The 15964-nt window shown below is 62.3% G+C and carries 15 protein-coding genes; 5 read left to right on the top strand and 10 right to left on the bottom strand.

Annotated features, from left to right (window positions below; genetic code table 11):
• Positions 1–8 precede the first annotated feature (8 nt).
• From RHIBR816_RS0123020 to RHIBR816_RS0122970, 10 genes are all read right to left on the bottom strand, one after another.
• On the bottom strand, positions 9–626 hold the full coding sequence (locus RHIBR816_RS0123020) for a F0F1 ATP synthase subunit B (protein WP_018238957.1): 618 nt from the start codon (positions 624–626) through the stop codon (positions 9–11).
• Positions 627–701: 75 nt separating this feature from the next.
• On the bottom strand, positions 702–929 hold the full coding sequence (locus RHIBR816_RS0123015; protein WP_012707029.1) for a F0F1 ATP synthase subunit C: 228 nt from the start codon (positions 927–929) through the stop codon (positions 702–704).
• Between the two features lie 82 nt (positions 930–1011).
• Positions 1012–1764, bottom strand: a complete 753-nt coding sequence (locus RHIBR816_RS0123010) for a F0F1 ATP synthase subunit A (RefSeq protein WP_018238956.1) — start codon at positions 1762–1764, stop codon at positions 1012–1014.
• A gap of 60 nt (positions 1765–1824) precedes the next feature.
• Complete coding sequence (locus RHIBR816_RS0123005) at positions 1825–2184, bottom strand: AtpZ/AtpI family protein (protein WP_018238955.1); 360 nt, start codon at positions 2182–2184, stop codon at positions 1825–1827.
• Between the two features lie 288 nt (positions 2185–2472).
• Positions 2473–3657 carry a cell wall hydrolase gene (locus RHIBR816_RS0123000; RefSeq protein ID WP_084811158.1) on the bottom strand — a complete coding sequence of 395 codons (1185 nt, stop codon included), beginning with the start codon at positions 3655–3657 and terminating at the stop codon, positions 2473–2475.
• Positions 3658–3950: 293 nt separating this feature from the next.
• Positions 3951–5852, bottom strand: a complete 1902-nt coding sequence (locus tag RHIBR816_RS0122995) for a potassium transporter Kup (protein ID WP_026187334.1) — start codon at positions 5850–5852, stop codon at positions 3951–3953.
• A gap of 485 nt (positions 5853–6337) precedes the next feature.
• The gene (locus tag RHIBR816_RS0122985; RefSeq protein ID WP_018238951.1) at positions 6338–7489 is read right to left on the bottom strand and encodes an Mrp/NBP35 family ATP-binding protein; all 1152 of its coding nucleotides are present in this window, start codon (positions 7487–7489) and stop codon (positions 6338–6340) included.
• Between the two features lie 472 nt (positions 7490–7961).
• Positions 7962–8735, bottom strand: coding sequence for a LuxR family transcriptional regulator (locus RHIBR816_RS0122980; protein ID WP_034815602.1), 774 nt, complete (start codon positions 8733–8735; stop codon positions 7962–7964).
• Between the two features lie 137 nt (positions 8736–8872).
• Positions 8873–9613, bottom strand: coding sequence for an autoinducer binding domain-containing protein (locus RHIBR816_RS0122975; protein WP_018238949.1), 741 nt, complete (start codon positions 9611–9613; stop codon positions 8873–8875).
• A 192-nt stretch (positions 9614–9805) separates the two neighbouring features.
• On the bottom strand, positions 9806–10618 hold the full coding sequence (locus tag RHIBR816_RS0122970) for an IclR family transcriptional regulator (RefSeq protein ID WP_018238948.1): 813 nt from the start codon (positions 10616–10618) through the stop codon (positions 9806–9808).
• 118 nt (positions 10619–10736) lie between these two features.
• On the opposite strand from RHIBR816_RS0122970, the gene RHIBR816_RS0122965 reads away from it, so the two are divergent.
• From RHIBR816_RS0122965 to RHIBR816_RS0122945, 5 genes are all read left to right on the top strand, one after another.
• Positions 10737–11507, top strand: coding sequence for an SDR family NAD(P)-dependent oxidoreductase (locus RHIBR816_RS0122965; RefSeq protein WP_018238947.1), 771 nt, complete (start codon positions 10737–10739; stop codon positions 11505–11507).
• The gene (locus RHIBR816_RS0122960; RefSeq protein ID WP_018238946.1) at positions 11507–12424 is read left to right on the top strand and encodes a 2-dehydro-3-deoxygalactonokinase; all 918 of its coding nucleotides are present in this window, start codon (positions 11507–11509) and stop codon (positions 12422–12424) included. The genes RHIBR816_RS0122965 and RHIBR816_RS0122960 overlap by 1 nt, the downstream gene beginning before the upstream one ends.
• Before the next feature lie 12 nt (positions 12425–12436).
• The gene (locus tag RHIBR816_RS0122955; protein ID WP_018238945.1) at positions 12437–13075 is read left to right on the top strand and encodes a 2-dehydro-3-deoxy-6-phosphogalactonate aldolase; all 639 of its coding nucleotides are present in this window, start codon (positions 12437–12439) and stop codon (positions 13073–13075) included.
• Positions 13072–13956 carry an SMP-30/gluconolactonase/LRE family protein gene (locus RHIBR816_RS0122950; protein WP_018238944.1) on the top strand — a complete coding sequence of 295 codons (885 nt, stop codon included), beginning with the start codon at positions 13072–13074 and terminating at the stop codon, positions 13954–13956. The genes RHIBR816_RS0122955 and RHIBR816_RS0122950 overlap by 4 nt, the downstream gene beginning before the upstream one ends.
• 126 nt (positions 13957–14082) lie before the next feature.
• Positions 14083–15807, top strand: coding sequence for an IlvD/Edd family dehydratase (locus RHIBR816_RS0122945; RefSeq protein WP_018238943.1), 1725 nt, complete (start codon positions 14083–14085; stop codon positions 15805–15807).
• Positions 15808–15964: the final 157 nt, after the last annotated feature.

Raw genomic sequence — 15964 nt, 5'->3', positions numbered from 1 at the left:
GTTGTTCCTCAATTGCCTGCCGACGCTTTGACCGCGGCGGCGATCTCGGTCTTGGTGACGGTTCCGCCAATCAATTGCTTGACGACGGCCGTTGCCGTCTCCTCGGCGATCGCGCCGACATCGGCAAGTGCCTTGGACTTGATGTCGGCAATGCGCGTTTCGGCGGCAGAGATCTTCTTTGCGAGTTCGGCTTCGACAGCGGCGCGATCGGCGCTGGCCTTGCCCTTGGCATCTTCGCGGGCGGCCTCGGCGATCGAGTGGCCCTTTGCCTTGGCATTCGCCAGGTCCTGCTCGTAGGCCGCAATGGCGGCATCGGCCTCACCCTTCATGCGGGATGCTTCGTCGAGATCACGCGCAATACGGTCATGACGCGACTCGAGAATGCCGCCGATGCGCGGAATGATGACCTTCGACATCAGGAGATAGAAAAGCCCGAAGGTGATCGCCAGCCAGAGCAGCTGCGAAGCGAAATGGGTCGAATCGAAGGGCGGGAACACGCCGGAACCATGCTCGCCTTCGTGGGCCACACCCGTTTCGGTGTGCACCTCACCGGCCGCAGGGGCATCGTGCGCGTCAGCGCCTTCTGTGGTGGTTGACTGCTGGGCATAGGCCGCGGTCACAAACATGCTCACCTCCAAGGTGCACTCAAGAATATGCGCGGCCGCGACCCCGTAGGATCGCGGCCGGAACTTCAGCCGTTATCAGACGGCGAAGAGGAGGAGCAGGGCTACGAGCAGCGAGAAGATGCCCAGAGCTTCCGTAACGGCGAAGCCGAATACGAGGCGGCCGAACTGGCCGTCAGCTGCCGACGGATTGCGCAGAGCGCCGGAGAGGTAGCTGCCGAAGATGTTGCCGAGGCCGAGAGCCGTGCCGGCCATACCAAGGCATGCAAGACCTGCACCGATGAACTTTGCTGCTTCCGCTTCCATGATTGAACTCCTTCGAAATGGTGTTGCGGCTAGATTTGTGCTTCCGGCGGCGAGCCGACCGGAAGCCAGCGACTGTTATTCCTTAGTGGCTTCCGGGATGGACAGCGTCGTTGAGGTACATGCAGGTCAGCACCGCAAAGACATAGGCCTGAAGGAAGGCGACCAGGAATTCAAGACCGGTGAGAGCGACGGTCATGAGGAGCGGCAGGACCGCGCCACCGATGCCGAGCGCACCAAAGGCGCTGAGCGAGGCGACAAAGCCTGCGAAGACCTTCAGCGTGATATGGCCGGCCAGCATATTGGCGAAGAGACGGACCGAAAGGCTGATGGGACGGGAAAGGAACGAGATGACTTCGATCGACACCACCAGCGGCAGCAGCGCGCCCGGCACGCCATGCGGCACAAAAAGCTTCAGGAAGCCAAGGCCGTGCTTGTAGAAGCCGTAGAGGAGGACCGTGCCGATCACGAAGACGGCGAGAGCGAAGGTCACGATGATCTGGCTGGTGACCGTGAAGAAATACGGAAACATGCCGAGCAGGTTCGCCGTCAGAATGAACATGAACAACGAGAAGACCATCGGGAAGAACTTCATCCCATGGCTGCCCGCACCTTCACGAAGCATCGAGGCAATGAATTCGTAAGACAGCTCCGAGACCGACTGCATGCGCGTCGGGATAACGCCGCGCTGAGAGGTCGTCAGGTAAAGAAAGCCTGCGGCCGCCCCGACGGTCGCCACCATGAACAGCGACGCATTGGTGAAGGAAAAGTCAATTCCGCCAATTTCGATCGGGACAATCTTGTTGATCAGGAACTGGTGGGTCGGATCGTTTGACACCGCGCTTCTCTTTCGTTCTGCCCGCCCGCAAGCGGAAACCCTGTTCTTCCGGACGACGCCTCAGGCGCCGTCCCCGTCCTTCTTGTCACTTCCAGGGCCGCCTCCGCGCTGGTCGGGTGTCGCCACCAGACCGGCAGAACGCAGCACGTTCAAAACGCCGGCACAGAAACCAAGAAGCAGGAGGACGATCATGCCCCACGGCCCTGTACCCGCAAAATGGTCCAAAAGATAGCCCAGGAACGCCCCGACCACGATGCCGGCGATGAACTCGCTCGAGAGCTTCATCGCTGCAGCATAGCCCTTGCGGCTCTCCGCACTGCGGAGCTCGGCCTCGTCCGAAACATCCACGCGCTTCGACGCAATGTCTTCGCCAAGGCGCTTCAGCCGCGCTTCCAGACTTTCTTCCGGCTTCTCCGTCACATGGCTCCCCTTTGCAGCCCCACGCGGTCGAACGCGATCTCGGTCATACAAACGGCCGGCGCTCTAGCCACGGTTCGGCCCCATTTGAAGTCGCGCGCAACATAGTTTTAGGCACCTGCATAGTCAAGGCATGCAAGGGCATTGGGGGTGGACAATATTCACCCATTATTTCAGTAACTTAGGGGAAAGCTGCGACACCTGCGACAAAGCTGCAACGGGAATCGACATCGTTCTTGCGGGCCGTGTCCGCCTCGCAGCCACAAGTCGAGTGGAATCGAGGATCCCTGATCAGCTCCAGCCGCCGCCATAGGTCCGGTAGAAAATGTGCAGGCCGATCTGCCCCACACGCTTCATGGTCTTCGCCCAGGCGGGCTTCACATAGGTGGCGTGGTAATGCGTCGCAGAGCCGACTTCCGGCAACCATATCTTTCCGGCGGTGACGGCCATCGCGACCTCCTTCGCCGTCTTCCAATGCGAACGTGAGTAGATGAGGTCGCGGATCATGTCGCAGGCGAAGGAGAACTGGCAGCGGTTGCGCCAGGCCTTGTTTTGATAAACCACGCCGCAGATGGTCTTCGGATAGGTCGGATTGCGTACCCGGTTGAGAATCACCTGAGCAACCGCGGCCTGCCCCTTCACCGATTCGCTTCGCGCTTCGAAGTAAATGCCTTCGGCAAGGCAGGTCTGCTCGTCCTTGCTGAAGACCGTCGCCGGCAAAGCCGTCGCCGCCCAGGCATGATCGTCGGGTGCGATGTCCGGGATGAAGCGCCCGCCATTCTTGTCTTCCCGAAGGATCGAATCGAAAGGCGATTGACGTGCATAGTCCGGCTCCGGCCGGACGTAAGCGGTTGCGAGGATGTCGGCGTTGCTATTCGTCACGAGCTTGGCGAGCATCGGCGAAACGCCGGGATCCGGCTTCGGCGGCTTCTTGCGGTAGAAGGCCGTGGCGATCTCGATCTCCTTGCCTTTGATATTCGGCTTGGCGAAGGCCATCTTGTCGGCCCCGTCGAAATCCGGCTCCATCAGGAAGCTCGTGCGTTTAAGGATCGAGCCAGCGCTGAAGTCTTTCGGCGGCGTCACCGGGCTGACGGCAACGATGCGGCCCTTCTTCAGCTTGCGGGTGACGCGATCCTCATCGGGCGTCTCTCCCCGATGCTTTGATTCGGCGGTCAGGGCGACCTGCCTGCCATCGGGCAGCGTCATGCCGGCACCGCCGCCGAGCCCGCCCGTCGTGACCGGATCGGCGAACACCATTTCGACGTCGTGAACCGATCCTGCCGGCGACCGGGTCAAATACATGCGCCAGCGCTCGCCGTCGCCCCGGTTGCTACCGGAGAGAAATGTGGCGAGATCCGAATAGGCGGCGACCGAAGGAAAGCCGAGAAAAATGGCGAGGCCGATGAGCGCCGGGGCGCGCCAGGCCGAGAAGGACATGCGAAACTTCAGACGCGACTTCTGACCACTACGCACCATACCGCTCCACGCAACACTCACTCGCGCACGCGTTCTCGCAAGCCGGCTCCAAAGCCGGCCCGAAGATGCAATGCAGGGACGCTAGCGCATCGGCCCGAAAATCGGACCCGATTTTCGGAAAGCTCGACGCGTAGATTCAAAGACTTACAGCGACCTTTGTCGTCCTAAAGGACGCACGGCGCTGTAAGGACTTGAAGCGGCCGGACGGTTGACCGGAGTCGCTTCGTTGAGCCTCGAAAATGAAGCATTAACCTTGATGTTTGGTTAATGCGGAGCAGTTCGGTGAAGGCTCGTCAGATGATCACGTGGGAGCCGAGTTCGACGACGCGGTTGGTCGGCAGGCGGAAATAGTCGGACGGATCGATGGCCGCGTTGGCGAGCGCGATGAACAGGCGATCCTGCCAGTGCGGCATACCGGACTGGGCGTCGGGCACGAGCTTGCGCCGGCCGAGATAGAAGGACGTCGACATGATGTCGAACTTCAGGCCCGATTTGCGGAAGAGGCCGAGCGCCTGCGAAACGTTCTGCGTCTCCATGTAGCCGAATTTCATCTCGAGCAGCGTGAAGCGGTCCGAGAGCGGCCGGACGCTGACGCGCTCGTCCTTGGCCACCTTCGGCGTGTTGGCGGTGCGCACCGTCAGGATGAAGTTCTGCTGGTGCAGGACGTGATTGTGCTTGATGTTGTGCAGGAGGGCGGCGGGCGTCGAATCCGGATCGCTCGTGAGGAAGATCGCCGTGCCCGGTACGGCGACCGGCCCATGCTCGCTCTTGCGTTCGATCGACTTGATGAAGCTTGCCAGCGGAATGTCGATATGCCGCGTCTTGGCGTGGAGGATCTCGGTGCCGCGCTTCCAGGTCCACATGACGATGATGAACGTCGCGGCGATCAGGATCGGCACATAGCCGCCGTCATGGATCTTCAGCATGTTCGCGCCGAGGAAGACAATTTCCAACGCGAGGAGCGGCAGCAGAGCGGCGGCCGCCCACCAGGCCGACCAGTTCCAGCGCGCGCGCAGGAACTCGAAGGCGAGCAGAGTCGTCACGACCATGGCGCCGGTGACGGAGATGCCGTAGGCGGTCGCAAGCGATTCAGAGGAGCCGAAGACCAAGACCAGTGCCATCACGCCGAACATCAGCAGCGTGTTGACGTTCGGCAAATAGATCTGGCCGGTATGGGTCTCGGACGTGTGGAAAATCGCCATGCGCGGCAGGAAACCGAGATGGATCGCCTGGCGCGTCAGGGAGAAGGCGCCGGTGATAACCGCCTGGCTGGCAATGATGGTCGCGGCCGTGGCGAGAATGACCACCGGGAGCAGTGCCCATTTCGGGAACATCAGGAAGAACGGATCGGACATGGCCTCCGGATGCTCGAGCACGAAGGCGCCCTGCCCGAGATAGTTCAGGGTCAAGGCCGGAAAGACGACGGTGAACCAGGCCCATTGGATCGGCCGGCGACCGAAATGGCCGAGATCGGCGTAGAGCGCTTCCGCTCCGGTCACCGTCAGGAAGACCGCGCCCAGTACGACAATGCCGACATAGCCTTCGGTGAACAGGAACGTGGCGGCATGGATCGGATTGAAGGCAGCAAAGATCGACAGATCGTCGGCGATATGCACGAGGCCGATGCCGCCCATGACGAGGAACCAGACGAGCGTGATCGGCCCGAAGAAATTCGAGACGGCCGCCGTGCCCTTCGACTGCACGGCAAAGAGCAGCAGCAGAATGACCACGGCAATCGGCACGACGTAATCGCCCAGATCGGGGGTTACCAGTTTCAGGCCCTCGACAGCGGAGAGAACGGAGAGCGCCGGCGTGATCATCGCGTCGCCGATGAAGAGCGCCGCTCCCGCGACCCCCATGAAGAACAGGATCGGCGCATGTCCGTTGGCCGTCTTCATCAGCAGGGCGAGCAGCGAAAGCGTACCGCCCTCACCCTGGTTGTCGGCCCGCAACAGAAAGAGCACGTATTTGATCGTCACGATGATTGTCAGCGACCAGATCATCATCGAAATCAGGCCGATGATCTCGGCGTCGGTGACGCCGTCATGCGCGACCGGCCGCAGCGCTTCGCGAAAGGCATAGAGCGGGCTCGTGCCGATGTCGCCATAGACGACGCCTATGGAGCCAAGCCCAAGCACGAGCAGGCGGCGCAAGTTCTCGGATCCATGTACGGCAGGGGCAGACGACTGAGACATGGTTGTCCAACAGGCTCCTAGAGCCAGCCTTTCCAGCGAAAAAAGAAAAAGGGTGTCACGGCCGAAGAGACAATGACCGCCGTGAGAGCGGCGGCCTCGCCGTTGACGCCATATCTCGAAATCATGCGGCCGCCTTCTGGATGGGACCGATGAGGACGAACCATGATGGATTGGAAGGATCAGCCGCCACAGGATTTCCACAATGCCGATTCATCTGGTGCAGACCTCCGCCCCGCGACACCTCCCCTTGGCTGTCGTCCGGGCCGAAATCTCAGGCGAGAGGCGTCGAGCGCCTGCCTCTGCGCAAGCGGCAGGCATATGGCGCAACGCTCAGATAAAATCAATGCTTTTTCCCCATGCCGTCCGATGCGGCACCTCGGATGTCGTTGCGAACAGAACCTGACTCGACTTCGTGAATTCGGCAAGTCCTATGCTGTTTTTCCGGTAAGCCATGGGGTTTGGCGCTTAGGCTCCTCATCGAGGGCCTATTCGAAGACTATGTTCGGCATCGCACGGCCCTTGTTCCCCTCCGCGGCAGAGATTTGCTCCCAGACCCGAGTCGCGATGCCACGGTAGGTGTGCGCCACCTCACCGTCGGGATCGGAAACCACCAGGGGAGTGCCCGCATCCGAGGTTTCCCGGATTCCCATGGTGAGCGGAACCTCCCCGAGGAAGGGCACGTCGATGCGCTCGGCCTCCTTGCGGGCACCGCCATGGCCGAAAATATCGTAGCGATTGCCCGTGTCGGGGGCGACGAAATAGCTCATGTTCTCAACAATTCCGAGCACCGGAACCTCGACCTTGCGAAACATGGTAATGCCCTTGCGCGCGTCGGCAAGAGCGAGGTCCTGCGGCGTCGACACGATGACGGCGCCGGCGAGCGGTACCTGCTGTGCCATCGTCAATTGCGCATCGCCGGTGCCCGGCGGCATGTCGACGACGAGCACGTCGAGTTCGCCCCACGCCACCTCGCGCAGCATCTGAAGAAGAGCGGACTGGATCATCGGCCCGCGCCAGATCATCGCAACCTCCTCGTCGACGAGGAAGCCCATGGACATCACTTTCAACCCGTAATTTTCCATCGGCCGGATCAGCCGTCCCTCGATTTGCTGGGGGCGGCCGGAAATCTTCAAGAGGCGCGGCATCGAGGGGCCGTAGATATCGGCGTCGAGCAGCCCGACCTTGAGGCCATTCGCCAGAAGCGCCAGGGCGAGGTTTACCGAAGTCGTCGACTTGCCGACGCCGCCCTTGCCCGAGGCAACCGCAATGATCGCGCCGACGCCCGGAATGCCCGCCTTTGCCGGGGCGCCTCCGGCCGGTCGCGGGGGATGCGCGTGCCCGGACGGCGGTGCTGGCCGCTGAACCGGGGCAGCCTGGGGTGCCGCCTTGCGGTCGGCGGTCAGCGCGACCATCGCCGCCTTCACACCCGGGATCTCGCGCACGACCCTCTCGGCGGCAGCGCGCATCGGTTCGAGCTCCTTCGCGCGGTCGGCCGGCACCGTGATCGAGAAATAGGCCTTGCCGTCGGAGATGAACACGTCAGAGACCATACCCAGATCGACGATGTTGCCTTCCATGTCCGGGCCGCGCACGTTCCGCAGCTTTTCTAGAACCATTTCCCTGGTCACGTCCGGCATCTCGCCCTCTTGTCTCTCTGCGCGTCGCCAAAGCCCCCCGCCTACGCGAAAGGCCGCCGCGACGCCTTGAACGGCTGCACAATCAACCCTCAAATCGAATCCGATCCAAGGAACATGTGCAGTAAATAGTCGAGGCGGAGCCCTTCGCCAATGTGACATATGTGAAAATGAAGGACCGCCAGCCGACCACAGTGTCCGTACATCCGGGATCACAGGTGGCCGGCGGCGGCCCTTTGCTTCGCGACCTTCTTGGGCGCTGTCTTGTTTTAGTCCCCTCTGTGGACTGGCATTGGAAAAGCAGGAAACGTGCCAGTTACCTTTCGCTGGGAAAGGACAAGTTTTTCAAAATGATAACGATTAGGTGGCACGAAATCCGGGGCACGACTTCGCTTAATTTATGAGCATGCGTGTTTTTTGAGCACAACAGCCGGAGCGCAAGCGGGCAATCTGCGTCTACGTCAAATCCAGCGTGTCAGCTGATGTAGCCCTTCTTCATCGCCTTCACGACCGCCTGTGTGCGGTTTACGGCGTCGAGCTTCTTGGTGACATGGTTGAGGTAATGATTGACCGTGTGTTCGGAGAGGCCGAGGATCCCTGCAATTTCAGCACTGGTCTTGCCGGCTGCCGTCCAGCTCAGGCACTGGATTTCCCGCTCCGAGAGCGTCGTGTTGCTGCTCTTCCAGACGGAACCGATCTCGGCAAGGCGGTTGTAGACGTGGATCGCGATCATCTGTAGTTCCATCGCCGCGGTCATCGGCAAATCGGCCTCCGGGCCCATGAGTATGACGGCACCGCGACCGCCCTCGGCATCATGGACCGGGAAGTAATTTGCCTGGAAGATGCCGTTCTCGCGCAGCATTTCGATATATTCCGCGGCGGAAGCGGGCTTGCCACTCTCCTTCTCCCAGTCTTCGAGCGTGATCTGGAAGGGCGTAGTCGTCTCCCTCAAACGGCGAACGCCCGTGCTGAAGCGCAGCATCGACAGGCTGTCGTATTTGTTGAGAAGCTCCGCAGGCATATTGGAAATAACGGTGGCAGCGGAGAGCCGCTCCATGTCGATCGGCGGGATCGAGCAGATGAGGAAAGTCTTGAAACCGAAGATATGCGTGATCCGCCGCATGAAGCGGATGATGTCGAACTGAGTCTCCAGCTTTGCGATTTCAGACGCGAAATCACCGCCCCGGGGGAGATCGACGTCAGTCATCCCGGTCGTCATCGTATCCTGCATTCGCGCGTTCCATGACATTCATCAAACATCAAATAGCCTGAGCCGCGCATGATTGCCAACAGATGATCGGCGATGAGCGCCCGTCGGAGGCAAAAGGCTGTGTATTTCGTTTCACGCGGCCCGACGCACGGCGGGCCGCGTGAGGCTGATCCTTACTAGTTGATGAGGCCGGCTCGCATAGCCTTCGCGACCGTCTGAACGCGGTTGACCGAATCAAGCTTGCGTGTCGCGCGGTTGAGATAGTGATTCACCGTATATTCGGAGAGTGCCATGATTCGCGCCATCTCCACGGTTGTCTTGCCGGCAGCGGCCCAGCGCAGGCATTCGATCTCGCGCCGGGAAAGACTGCCAGGGCGACGCCTGTCACCCGTTCTAACCTCGCAAAGCCGGCTGTAGAGAAGCCCTGCCCAGAAATTGAGCGCCTGCATCTCGTCGCCCGTCACCACCTCCCTGTCACCGCCAAAGGCAATCGCCGCCCGACCTCCCTTCGCGTCGTGGACCGGCAGATAGAGACCGCGCGGCATGCCGGCCTGCTCGAAGACGCTGATGGCGGCCTCGCCCTTGCCGTCGACGCGCCGGCGCGCCAGGAGATGCGCATCATAGGTGAAGGGAATGGTGCTGCGGCGCAACCGCTGGATGACCGGACTTCCCTCGATCAGACCGGCGCTATCATAACGGCTCAGGAATTCCGCCGACCAGGACGTGAGCAGCGCCTGCGCTGCCAGGCTGTGGCAATCGGAATCCGGAATGGCCAGGACCATGAAGCCGCGGAATCCGAAAGCTTCGGAGACCTCGTCGAGCGCGCGCTTGACATCGTCTTCGTTGCCGATCGCGCCGTTGATGGAGCGGCCGTTCGGAAGGGCCAGCGACGTCATGTCCGCGTTGAAATCTATCATCGTTCCGCTCGCCTCCCACAACCTGCCCGATCCGTTTGCGAGCCCGGCTGGTTCACCGTCATAAACTGCTTCAGCGCCAAGAACCGGCCCCGCGAATCTGCAACCAGTCGTGGAGGCGGGGCCAGTCAGTTGAAGCTAGCGATCTATGGTCGCCGCGTCCAGTCGAAACTTCTAATTTACCGTAAAGCCATGCTACCGACCGCCGCGCCCGGGCCCCAACCGGATTCTGACCTCCTCTTCGATCTTGCCCGCGGCCCTGCGCACATCCGCCGCCCAGGCTGCGAGTTGCGTCATGGTGACGCGGTAGGAGGGCCCGGTTACCGATATGCCGGCAACCAGTTCATGCTCCGGAACGACAATCGGCGCCGCCACACAGCAGATTTCGGCCTCGTGCTCCTCGCGGTCGAAGGCATGGCCTTCGCGGCGAATCTCTTCGATTTCAGCGAGCAGGGATGGGGAAGAGCGGTGGGTACGCTCGGTGAACGGAACGAATTGCGTCTTTGCCGCGATTCGTTCCAGCTCGCCCTGGGGCAGCGACGACAGGGCCGCCTTGCCGATCCCCGTGCAATAGGCCGGCGAAGCCTTGCCGATCTGCGAACTCATGCGCACCGTCTGGCGGCTTTCGACCTTGTCGACATAGATGATCTCGGTCTCGCGCAATATGCCGAGATGAACGGTCTCGCCGGTCAGTTCATGCAGACGCAGGAGGTGCGGTTCGGCGATATCGCGAAACTGATTGCCGGACCAGGAGCGATAGGCGAGCTTCAGGAGGCGCAGTCCGGGCTCGTAGGAAAGGTCTCCCCGCTGCACCAGCAATCCTTCGTCGACCAGATGGCCGAGCAGCCGATGCAGCGTGCCGCGCGGCTGGCGGACGGATTGAAGGATGTCCGTGAACCGCTGGGGCCGGTCGGCCATTGCGACGGCCTCGAGCACCGCCATCGCCTTCCCCAGCGTGCCCGTCCCCGGCCCGTCGCTTTCCAGATCGGCTACACTCTTCCGGTCCATTTCGTCCGCTTTCGCCCGTTTCCGACCTTGACAGGATAAAAGCCCTGGCGCGATAATTCCAGAAAATAAAACACCGTTCCACATATTGGAACAAATCCCGTTTGGAAAGGTCGTATTCATGACGCTGCCGGGCAGTCAGTTTGCCGACTTGCGCAATCGCGGCGTGCTGGTGACCGGCGGAGGCTCCGGCATAGGCGCTGCACTTGTGGAGGGTTTTGCGCGCCAAGGGGCGCGCGTCGCCTTCATCGATATTGCCGAGAACGCCAGCCGGGCGCTCGCCGACAGGCTCGCCACCGAGACGGGGCAAAGGCCCGAATTCATTGCCGCCGATCTCACGGACGTCGGGGCCGCAAGAGCGGCTGCCGCTGCTGCCGTCGCGGCGCTCGGCTCCATTCGCGTGCTCGTCAACAATGCCGCACGGGACGACCGGCAGCCGCTCGAGGCGGTGACGGGAGAAAGCTGGGACGAAAGCCTCGCGGTCAATCTCAGGCATTTCTTCTTCCTCTCCCAGGCGATCGCACCGCACATGCGGCAGACGGGCGGCGGATCGATCATCAATTTCTCGTCCATCGCCTTCATGCTGAACATGCCGGAAATTCCCGCCTACGCGACCGCAAAGGCGGGTATCATTGGGCTCACCAAATCGCTCGCCGGAAAGCTCGGGCCGGACAATATCCGCGTCAACGCCATCCTGCCCGGCATGATCGTCACCGAACGGCAGAGGCGGCTGTGGCTCACGGAGGACTCGATCGCCCGTATGCAGGAGAGGCAGTGCCTCAAACGTGTTCTGGTCGCCGAAGATCTCGTCGGCCCTTGCCTCTTTCTGGCGTCGGACTGTTCCGGGGCAATGACGGCGCAGGCAATGATCATCGATGGAGGCGTGTCTTGATGACGGCAGGCTATTATGCCGCAGTGGATTGGGGGACTTCGAGCTTCCGCCTGTGGATCATCGGAGAGGACGGGACGGTGCTCGCCGAACGCCGCAGCGCGGAAGGCATGACGACCGCGGTCAGAACCGGCTTCCACGCCGTCCTCGACAGCCATCTTGCCGCCGTTGCGGCACCGGCCCATCTGCCGATCATCATCTGCGGGATGGCAGGCGCCCGCCAAGGCTGGCGGGAAGCGGGCTATCTCGATACGCCGGCGACGCTTGGCGCCATCGCAGGCAATGCGATCGCCGTTCCGGACGTGGATCGCGATATTCGCATCCTGCCGGGCCTGGCACAGCGCGACGGCCGGCATCCGGACGTGATGCGCGGAGAGGAGACGCAGTTGCTCGGGGCGGCTGGCATGCTCGACGGTGGCCGCCACCTCGTGTGCATGCCCGGCACCCACAGCAAGTGGGTCCGGCTTTCCGGCCAGACGGTCGACGGCTTTTCGACCTACATGACCGGCGAATTGTTCGACGCGATTTCGAAACACACGATCCTGAGCCATGCGGTGGTGGAGGCGGATACCATCGCCGCCGACAGCGCCGTCTTTGCGGAAGCGGTCACCCGGGCCCGGGAAACGCCGGCGCTGGCGACCAACCTCCTGTTTTCCGTGCGGGCGGGACAGTTGCTCCATGGCTTGGGCAGCGCCGACGCCAGGGCCCGCCTGTCCGGCACGCTGATCGGTCTGGAAATCGCCGGAGCGCTCGCCTCGGCGGGTTCGGTCGATGGCATTTGCCTCGTCGGCTCGGGCAGGCTTGGCACCCTCTATCGTTCGGCCCTGGAAAGCCAGGGGCTCGCAGTCCGGCTCGTCGACGCCGATGAGGCGGTGCGGGCCGGCCTTTCGACCGCTGCCCAGGCCATTTGGCCCCTTTGACGGAAGAAGAAGATGAACCGCATTCCTTTGCCACCGATGAAATATCCGCTGATTGCGATCCTGCGCGGGTTGAAGCCGGAAGAGACCGAAAGCATCGTCGGCGCGTTGATCGAAACGGGCTTTGCGGCGATCGAGATTCCGCTGAACTCGCCCGACCCGTTCCGATCCATCGAAACTGCGGTGAAGATGGCGCCTGCCCATTGCCTCATCGGCGCGGGCACGGTGTTGACGACGGCGCAGGTGGAGGAACTTGACAACGTCGGCGGGCGCCTCATGGTCAGCCCGAATGTCGAGCCGTCAGTCATTCGGCTTGCTGCGGCGAAGGGCATGGTGACGATGCCGGGGGTGTTCACCCCGACGGAAGCGCTCGCAGCCGCCGCAGCCGGCGCCAGCGGCCTGAAATTCTTCCCGGCCAGTGTCCTCGGTCCTTCGGGCATTGCAGCCATCCGCGCGGTGCTTCCGGGCGACCTCGAAATCGCCGCAGTCGGCGGCGTCTCGGAGACCAATTTTGCCGACTACGCCAAGATCGGCGTGCGCAGCTTCGGGCTCGGCTCGAGCCTCTACAAGCCGGGAATGAGCGCCGCGGATGTCAGGCAGCGGGCAGTTGCCACGCTCGCGGCCTATGATGCCGTCCATGGAGGCCAAGAGTGACCGATCTCGTTCCCTTTTCCGGCCGCATTCTCTGCGACTTCGTCTCCGAGCTTGGTGAAGGCCCGACCTACGACCCAAGCACCGACACCGCCTGGTGGTTCAACATCAAGGGCCAGGAGCTGCACGAGCTCCATCTCGAAAGCGGACACAAGACCATACATCCCCTGCCCTTTCTCGGCAGCGTGCTTGCCACCATCGATCCCGGCCGGCAATTGATCGCGTCGGATCTCGGACTTTTCGTTCGCGACACGGCGAGCTATACGCTCAGTCCCTTCAATACGATCGAGGACAAGCCCGGCAACCGGTCGAATGACGGCCGCGTCCATGCCTCGGGCGCTCTCTGGATCGGCACCATGGGGCGGACAGCTGAGAAGCATGCCGGCGCGATCTATCACGTCGCCGGCAGCCGGATCACCAAGCTCTACGGCAATATCACCATCCCGAACGGCATCTGCTTTTCGCCGGATGGCGCCACCGCCTATTTCACCGACACGGACGTCAATCACCTGATGCGCGTCGCCATCGACCCGGCAACGGGCCTGCCGACCGGCGACCCTGTCATCCTTTCCGACGAGAGCGCGGCACCCGGCGGCATCGACGGCTCGGTCTGCGATGCCGACGGTTTGATCTGGAACGCCCGCTGGGGGGCCGGCGCCGTCGAGGTATACAAGCCTGACGGCCGGAAGGTCGCCCACTATGCCGTGCCGGCGACGCAACCGAGTTGTCCGGCCTTCATCGGCAAGCGGGCGGACAGGCTGCTGGTGACCTCGGCCTGGCAGGATCTCGACGACGCGGCACGCTCCGCCGATCCCAACGCCGGCAAGACCTTCGAACTCGGCATTGAGGTCAAGGGCCGTTTCGAGCCGGCGTTCCTGCTCTAGGACAAGAACCGCCGACGAAGGCGGTCCTCTCATTCGGTACCCGATCTCAACAAATGCTGGCGGCGCCGAGAAAAAGTCATACAATTAATCCATGCGGTGAATCGCGCATGGAAAGGGAGTGCTCGGATGAGCGAAAAGAAAAAAGAACTGAGAAGCCGGCACTGGTACGGCGGCACACACAAGGATGGCTTCATTCACCGGTCCTGGATGAAGAACCAGGGGTTTCCGGATCATGTCTTCGACGGCCGGCCGATCATCGGCATCTGCAACACCTGGTCCGAGCTGACGCCCTGCAACAGCCACCTGCGCATCCTTGCGGAGGGCGTCAAGCGCGGCGTGTGGGAGGCCGGCGGCTTTCCGGTCGAATTTCCCGTCTCGTCGCTCGGCGAAACGCAGATGCGGCCAACGGCCATGCTGTTCCGCAATCTCCTGGCGATGGACGTGGAAGAGGCGATCCGCGCCTATGGCATCGACGGCGTCGTGCTGCTCGGCGGCTGCGACAAGACGACGCCGGGCCAGTTGATGGGGGCGGCCTCCGTCGACCTGCCGACGATCGTCGTTTCCTCCGGCCCGATGCTCAACGGCAAATGGAAGGGCAAGGATATCGGTTCGGGCACCGATGTGTGGAAGTTCTCCGAAGCGGTGCGTGCCGGCGAAATGAGCCTACAGGAATTCATGGCGGCCGAAAGCGGCATGTCGCGCTCGCCCGGCGTCTGCATGACGATGGGCACGGCAACGACAATGGCCTCGGTGGTCGAGGCGATGGGCCTTTCGCTGCCGACCAATGCAGCGCTGCCGGCCGTCGACGCGCGGCGCATGGCGCTGGCGCACATGACCGGCAAGCGGATCGTCGACATGGTGCACGAGGATCTGAGGCTGTCGAAGCTCCTGACGCGCAAGAACTTCGAGAACGGCATCATCGCCAATGCCGCCGTCGGCGGCTCGACCAATGCCGTCGTCCACCTGCTGGCGATCGCCGGACGCGCCGGTGTCGACCTCTGTCTGGAGGATTTCGACCGCGTCGGCGGCCAGGTGCCCTGCATCGTCAACTGCATGCCCTCGGGCAAGTACCTGATCGAGGACCTCGCCTATGCGGGCGGCCTGCCGGCAGTGATGAACCGCATTCAGCACCTGATGCACGCCGATGCGCCGACGGTGTTCGGCGTCCCGATCAGCAAATACTGGGAAGGTGCCGAGGTCTATAACGACGACGTCATCCGGCCGCTCGACAATCCGCTGCGTGCTGCCGCGGGCATCCGCGTGCTGAAGGGCAACCTGGCGCCGAACGGCGCAGTAATCAAGCCGTCGGCGGCAAGCGAACACCTGCTTGCCCATGAGGGGCCCGCCTATGTCTTCGAGACGATCGAAGACCTCAAGGCGAAGATCGACGACCCGGACCTGCCGGTCACCGAGGATACGATCCTCGTGCTCAAGGGTTGCGGCCCGAAAGGCTATCCCGGCATGGCGGAAGTCGGCAATATGCCGATCCCACGCCGGCTCGTCGAAAAGGGCGTTCGCGACATGGTGCGCATCTCGGATGCGCGCATGTCCGGCACCGCTTTCGGCACCGTCGTGCTGCATGTCAGCCCCGAAGCCAATGCCGGCGGACCGCTGGCGATCGTCAGGACCGGCGACCGCATCCGGCTCGACGCGATGAAGGGGGAATTGAACCTTCTGATCGGCGAGGAAGAGTTCGCGAGCCGCATGGCAGCCTGGCAGCCGCCGGAGAAAAAATGGGACCGCGGTTACTACAAGCTCTATTACGACACCGTGCTGCAGGCCGATAAGGGCGCCGACCTCGATTTCCTCGTCGGCAAGAGTGGCGACGAGGTGCTGCGCGAGAGCCACTGAAGCCTTTGGCCGCAGATTAATGGATGGATATGCGCCGCGCGCCGACTTCGGCATGCGGCGTTTCCTTTTCGGCCGCGTTGGCGCAAATGGCCGCCATACCGCTCGGTTGAGCGCATGCAAATCCGAAACAACCACCGGCTTTATATTTGTACTTTTT

The organism is Ensifer sp. BR816 (assembly GCF_000378985.1).
In the GTDB taxonomy this organism is placed as follows: Bacteria; Pseudomonadota; Alphaproteobacteria; order Rhizobiales; family Rhizobiaceae; genus Sinorhizobium.
Note: the sequence above shows the minus strand (reverse complement) of the source record. Positions and strands in the feature narration are given on the sequence as shown.